The 5955-nt window shown below is 55.3% G+C and carries 8 protein-coding genes; 4 read left to right on the forward strand and 4 right to left on the reverse strand.

Annotation, left to right across the window (positions count from 1 at the left end; all coding sequences use genetic code 11):
• The 3 genes from argF to gloA all read left to right on the forward strand — a co-directional run.
• The coding region (gene argF, locus AC2VLY_RS11750) for an ornithine carbamoyltransferase (RefSeq protein WP_486922332.1) at nt 1-780 on the forward strand (780 nt) is incomplete at its 5' end.
• Nucleotides 781-1980 carry an argininosuccinate synthase gene (locus AC2VLY_RS11755; RefSeq protein WP_010641523.1) on the forward strand — a complete coding sequence of 400 codons (1200 nt, stop codon included), beginning with the start codon at nt 781-783 and terminating at the stop codon, nt 1978-1980. It begins immediately after the preceding gene.
• A 48-nt stretch (nt 1981-2028) separates the two neighbouring features.
• Nucleotides 2029-2415 carry a lactoylglutathione lyase gene (gene gloA, locus AC2VLY_RS11760; RefSeq protein ID WP_193651797.1) on the forward strand — a complete coding sequence of 129 codons (387 nt, stop codon included), beginning with the start codon at nt 2029-2031 and terminating at the stop codon, nt 2413-2415.
• An 11-nt stretch (nt 2416-2426) separates the two neighbouring features.
• Here gloA and dnaQ read toward each other — a convergent pair whose 3' ends face one another.
• The 3 genes from dnaQ to AC2VLY_RS11775 are packed head-to-tail and all read right to left on the reverse strand — an operon-like array spanning nt 2427 to nt 4344.
• Nucleotides 2427-3155, reverse strand: coding sequence for a DNA polymerase III subunit epsilon (gene dnaQ / locus AC2VLY_RS11765; protein WP_486922333.1), 729 nt, complete (start codon nt 3153-3155; stop codon nt 2427-2429).
• Nucleotides 3146-3622: a ribonuclease HI gene (gene rnhA, locus AC2VLY_RS11770; RefSeq protein ID WP_300254219.1), complete on the reverse strand. Its 477-nt coding sequence runs from the start codon at nt 3620-3622 to the stop codon at nt 3146-3148. Before rnhA ends, dnaQ begins: the two co-directional genes overlap by 10 nt.
• The gene (locus AC2VLY_RS11775; protein ID WP_486892496.1) at nt 3622-4344 is read right to left on the reverse strand and encodes a class I SAM-dependent methyltransferase; all 723 of its coding nucleotides are present in this window, start codon (nt 4342-4344) and stop codon (nt 3622-3624) included. Before AC2VLY_RS11775 ends, rnhA begins: the two co-directional genes overlap by 1 nt.
• Before the next feature lie 150 nt (nt 4345-4494).
• Here AC2VLY_RS11775 and gloB point away from each other — a divergent pair, with 150 nt between their 5' ends.
• Complete coding sequence (gloB, locus tag AC2VLY_RS11780; RefSeq protein ID WP_486892495.1) at nt 4495-5247, forward strand: hydroxyacylglutathione hydrolase; 753 nt, start codon at nt 4495-4497, stop codon at nt 5245-5247.
• Here the strand turns inward: gloB and AC2VLY_RS11785 are convergent.
• On the reverse strand, nt 5244-5955 hold a 712-nt coding region (locus AC2VLY_RS11785; protein ID WP_486892494.1), incomplete at its 5' end, for a M16 family metallopeptidase. The genes gloB and AC2VLY_RS11785 overlap by 4 nt on opposite strands.

Raw genomic sequence — 5955 nt, forward strand, 5'->3', positions numbered from 1 at the left:
ACCCGGACCCGGGTTTCCTTTGAGACGGGTATGGCGCAACTGGGCGGACATGCCCTTTTCCTCTCGCCACGCGACACTCAACTGGGTCGCGGAGAAAGCATTGAAGACACCGCCCGGGTGATTTCCCGGATGGTAGACATGGTCATGATCCGCACTTTCAGCCATGACAACCTCAAGCTCTTTGCCGCAGCCTCCAGAGTGCCCGTCATCAATGGTCTTTCCGATGACCACCACCCCTGCCAGTTGCTTGCCGATCTCATGACCGCCACCGAACACTGGGGCACACTGGAAGGACGGAGAGTTGCCTATGTAGGAGATGGAGCCAACAACATGGCCCATTCCTGGATGGAGGCCGCACGCATTTTCAATTTCAGCCTGCGTATCGGTAGCCCTGCCCCCTATGCCCCCAGCGCCGACATGCTGGCAACCGGGGGAGAATATGTCACCGTCCTCCACGATCCTGTTTCAGCAGTGGAAGGTGCCGATCTGGTTGTAACGGATGTCTGGACCAGCATGGGCCAGGAACAGGAGGCCGAGCAGCGCCGCGCCATTCTTCAGGATTTTCAGGTGAATCACGCCCTCATGGCTGCTGCTGCGCCTGGCGCTTTGTTCATGCACTGCCTTCCGGCACATCGCGGAGAAGAAGTCAGCGCAGATATTATGGATGGTCCCCTTTCTGTCGTCTGGGAAGAGGCGGAAAATCGCCTGCACGCCCAGAAGGCGCTCATGGAATTTTTATTTGGCATCGGCCCTGTGGCCGCTTTGCAAGGAGCTTCTTAAATGGTCAAAAAAGTCGTTCTCGCCTACTCAGGGGGTCTCGATACCTCGGTCATTCTCAAATGGCTGCAAGATCAATATCAATGTGATGTTGTCACCTTTACGGCAGATATCGGTCAGGGTGAAGAAGTGGAACCAGCCCGCATCAAGGCAGAAAAGCTCGGTGCCAAGGAAATATTCATTGACGACCTCCGTCAGGAATTTGTCCGCGATTATGTATTTCCCATGTTTCGCGCCAATACCATTTATGAGGGGGAATACCTGCTGGGGACTTCCATTGCCCGGCCCCTTATCGCCAAGCGCATGGTGGAAATTGCCGCCGAAGTAGGTGCTGATGCCGTTGCGCATGGAGCCACCGGCAAGGGCAACGATCAGGTCCGCTTTGAACTGGGTGCTTACGCCCTGAACCCGGCCATTCAGGTCATTGCTCCCTGGCGGGAATGGGACCTGAACTCCCGTGAAAAGCTCCTCAAGTATGCCGAAAAACACGGTATTCCTGTGGAAAAACACGGTAAAAAGTCGCCCTACTCCATGGATGCCAATCTTCTCCATATTTCCTATGAAGGCGGCATTCTGGAAGACCCCTGGGCGGAGGCCGAAGAGAGCATGTGGCGCTGGACTACAGCGCCTGAGAAAGCACCGGATCAACCCCGCTATCTGGAAATCACCTATGCCCATGGTGATCCCATCGCGGTGGACGGTGAAGCCCTGAATCCTGAGCAATTACTGGCGCACCTCAATACCGTAGGTGGCGAGCATGGCGTCGGCCGCCTGGATATTGTCGAGAACCGTTATGTCGGCATGAAGTCGCGAGGCTGCTATGAAACGCCTGGCGGCAACATTTTGCTCAAGGCCCATCGCGCTATTGAATCCATTACCCTCGATCGGGAAGTCGCCCATCTCAAGGATGAGCTGATGCCCCGCTATGCCAGCATTGTCTACAATGGCTTCTGGTGGAGTCCGGAACGCCGTGCTCTGCAGACCCTGATCGACCAGACCCAGCGTCTGGTGAGCGGCGTGGTTCGCGTCAAGCTCTTTAAGGGAACCTGCAGTGTAGTCGGTCGCAAGTCTCAGGAAAGTCTGTTTGATCCCCGCATTGCGACCTTCGAAGATGATGCTGGCGCCTATAATCAGAAAGATGCAGAAGGGTTCATCAAACTCAACGCACTGCGTCTGCGGATTGAAAAACGATTGCAGGGGTAATACATCTCTGGACAAAAACCGTACAGTAACCTGTGCAAGGAGAGTCAAATGCGTCTTTTACATACCATGCTGCGGGTGGGTGATTTGGATCGCTCCATCCAGTTTTATACGGAAGTCCTCGGCATGCATCTGTTACGCCGCAAAGATTATCCCGAAGGCAAGTTTACCCTCGCTTTTGTGGGCTATCAGGAAGAAAGCGCCGGTGCCGTCATTGAACTGACCTACAATTGGGGCGTAGATCATTACACACTCGGTGATGCCTTCGGGCATATTGCCCTGGAAGTGGAAAATGCCGCTGCGGCTTGCGAGGCCATTCGTGGGCGGGGTGGCAAAGTGGTGCGCGAAGCAGGACCCATGAAACACGGCAGTACCATCATTGCCTTTGTGGAAGATCCTGACGGTTACCGCATCGAGCTCATTGAGCACAAACAATAAGTTACAGCGCTTTATGGCTCATTCCATAAAGCTTTTCCGCCCATATCCTCTAAATATTGGGCATGCAGGGCGGTTTCTTCCGCAGTAGCGCGAATAACCCGCAATCGCGGCCGCCCTGCTACCGTGCTGCTGTTGAATTGAGCAATTTGCACAGAAGTCGCAGAATCTCGGGAAGACTCCGTTCCCGACTGCTCCTCTGAAGCATTCAACAAGCCCATCATATCCACCTGCCCACCGGTCATAGCGAGATAGACCTTGGCCAGAATTTCGCAATCCAGCAATGCGCCGTGCAGCTCACGGTGACTATTGTCGACATTATATCGTCGGCACAGGCTGTTCAGGTCATTTTTCTGCCCGGGATGACGACGACGGGCATCCACCAAGGTATCCAGCACGTTATGATTCAGAGGCATTTTTTCTATTTTTCCGAGTTCATGGTTCAAAAAACCCAGATCAAAGGGCGCATTATGAATAATCAGCTCTGCATCACCCAAATAATTCAGAAAGTCCTCAACCACTTCGGCGAATAGTGGTTTATCCGCAAGAAACGCATCGCTGAGGCCATGCACGCGCAGGGCTTCGGGATCACTGCTGCGCTGGGGGTTGAGGTACTGTTGGTAATTATTCCCCGTCAAACGGCGATCCAGTAACTCTACCGCGCCAATTTCAATGACCCGATGACCCTGTTTCCAGTCAATACCAGTCGTTTCCGTATCCAGCACCACCTGTCTTAAAGCCATCCTTCCCCCTCTTCGCGCTGCTGGTGCGCGCCGTACTGATTCATGACCTGATTCAACAGGGCATCGACCTTTTCATTTTCCACATGACCGGAGTGCCCGCGCACCCATTCCCATTCTACCTCATGGGGAGCAGCGGCTTTTACCAGATACTCCCAGATATCCTGATTTTTGACCGGATCCCCACCCGCTGTGCGCCAGCCGCGCCGTTGCCAACCTGGCAACCACTGGGTCATGCCATCACGCAAATAACGGGAATCACTGATCACGCGGACCCGGGTTGGACGTTTCAGGGCTTCGAGACCGCGCAGAGCAGCTGTCAATTCCATGCGGTTGTTGGTGGTTTCCGGTTCAAATCCCCAGAGTACCTTCTCCTGTGTTTCGCGCCGCAACCAGGCACCCCAGGCCCCGATGCCGGGATTACCCCGGCATCCACCATCCGTAAACAATTCCACAATTTTATCCGTCATCATCCCAGGTCCGAGTGATCATAAGCTGCCGGGGCTTCAGAGCTGACTTTACGACGCTCCCGACGCATTTTTACGGGCGTAGCCAGGCCGACCAAAGGTCGCTCAGGGTCACGGCGTTGGGCCAGCAGTAAATAAGCGTTTGCACCCGCCGGCCACCAACGGTCACCCACGAGCTCCATCCATTGTGCATTTTTTTCCAAACCCGGCAGGGTATACTGAAAGTAGCGCCCCTCTTTCAGTATAAAATCCTGATTTTCGAGCAGGGTACGCAACTTCCCTAAGGGCAGAAAGGGACGCCGCCAGGGCCAGGCCCGATCCCGCCGCCATAAACGCCAGCGGCGCATGAAGCTCAAGCTCCCCCCGGGATTAAAATCCATGATCAATACATGACCTTCAGGGCGCAGCACCCGCCAGCATTCGTCCAGCACCGCTTCAGGATCGCTCATTCGACTCAAACAAAAGGGAACAATAACCAGATCAAAGCGCATGGGCGCAAAAGGCATATCCGGACAGGCCCCGCAAACCTGCAAATAAGCTTCCGGTGGCAAAGCAGCGCCATCATTCAGCAACACCCAGGTTCGCTCTGTGCCTGGAGGCATTCCCCAGAATAGCGGTTGCCCCAGTTGCAAAACCGTTTCCGGCTGCAAACGCTCAATCCAGCGAGGGAGAATATCCCGAGCCCGATCCAGCAGCAGACGTCCGGCACCACTATCCCACCACACGGCAGCCCGCTGTTCTTGCGGCCGGCTAAGACGTCCCCGCCCTGACATTTCAGTAACACCGCCTCAACATGACAAAAAACCCAAGTGTGCGTGACCCCAACCGGCTCCCATAGTAGGCTTATGGTAACCCGCTTGCCCTGAGAACCAAACATGTCTGTGCATTTCATTCCTGCATTTGCGGATAACTACATTTATGTGCTGGAAAGCAGCGCCGGAGTCTGGATTGTCGATCCCGGCGACGCCGAACCGGTTTTTCAATGGCTTGCGCCCAGACAGATGGTGCCGACGGCCATACTCTGCACGCATCATCATGCCGATCATACAGGAGGCGTAGCTGCCCTCGCCGACCATTTCCGCATTCCTGTCTATGGTGCCAATGACCGGATACCCGCCCTGACCCATCCGGTTGCCGCTGGAAAACTGACCATTGGCTCCGCAGAAATCCAGGTCATGGAAGTTCCGGGTCATACCCGGGATCACATCGCTTATGTCTGGAATGCGTCTCTGTTTTGCGGAGACACACTTTTTGCTGCCGGCTGCGGACGGCTCTTTGAAGGCACTCCCGAGATGTTGTTCCATAGCTTACAGCAGCTTGCCGCGCTTCCTCCGGAGACAGCGGTGTACTGCGCCCACGAATATACCCGGAATAATTTGCGTTTTGCAGCTTTGGTGGATCCTGGCAACCCGGTTATTCGGGATAGACAAATACAAGCCCAAAAGCAGCGCGAGCGTGGACAACCCACCTTGCCGTCAAGCATTGCTCTGGAACGCGCCAGCAATCCTTTTCTGCGCTGTGCTGATCCTGCGCTGATTGCCAGTGCCCGGCACTTTGACCCCCTCAGCGGCGGCACGGCATTATCTGTATTTACCGCTTTGCGACGCTGGAAGGACCAGTTTTCCTAAGTCTTGCGGCGTGAGGGTAAGCAGCTCATTTCCAGGCGTTGTTCCCAGGCTTCGCGCAAAACCCGACGTACGGCTTCTGCGTCCACAAGCTCCAGTTTCTGCAAGGATTGTTCTGCCGAATGCAGGCGGCCCAGATAAAGCCACTGGCGAGCCAGCCGACTCATGCGCACTTCGGCATCTTCCTGCCCGAGCAATAACTGAATCCGCAAGCTGCGTTTTGCCCAGAGCATATCGCTCGAACCGGGTCCCTCACTCAGCAATTTAGTCAGCACTTCGGACATCGCCTTGCCGGCTTCATGGGCCTTATCTTCCGGGGTGGCTACATACAGGGACCATTCGCCACAGTCGCGCAAAGCATCCAGATGGGAAAATACCTGATACGCCAATCCGCGCCTTTCCCTGAGTTCCCGGAATAAATAAGAGGCGGTGCCTCCCCCCAGAATGGCATTGGCCACAACATGGGCGAGATAGTCTTCTGATTCGACGGAACAAGCTGGCGCCATCCAGACCAAATGCGCCTGACGGGCTTCTGAACGGCGCAGACTTTTTTTACCAAGCTGAAAGCGGGGGGGCAAGCCATTTTGCGGGGGGGCCGGACGACGCGTTTCGGGAAAGGCATGCTGCACCCATCCACACAAACGCTCATGATCCACAGCACCAACAGCCGTAACAATCAGGGGCGATTCGGCCAAAACCCGCTCGTGATAG

The sequence above is a fragment of the Acidithiobacillus sp. TH-A36 genome (assembly GCF_057473445.1).

Bases quoted from the DNA above. Each gene is read 5' to 3' on its own strand.
- AC2VLY_RS11755 (WP_010641523.1), top strand. From the start codon at position 781: ATGGTCAAAAAAGTCGTTCTCGCCTACTCAGGGGGTCTCGATACCTCG.
- gloA (WP_193651797.1), top strand. From the start codon at position 2,029: ATGCGTCTTTTACATACCATGCTGCGGGTGGGTGATTTGGATCGCTCC.
- rnhA (WP_300254219.1), bottom strand. From the start codon at position 3,622: ATGACGGATAAAATTGTGGAATTGTTTACGGATGGTGGATGCCGGGGT.
- gloB (WP_486892495.1), top strand. From the start codon at position 4,495: ATGTCTGTGCATTTCATTCCTGCATTTGCGGATAACTACATTTATGTG.
- dnaQ (WP_486922333.1), bottom strand. From the start codon at position 3,155: ATGGCTTTAAGACAGGTGGTGCTGGATACGGAAACGACTGGTATTGAC.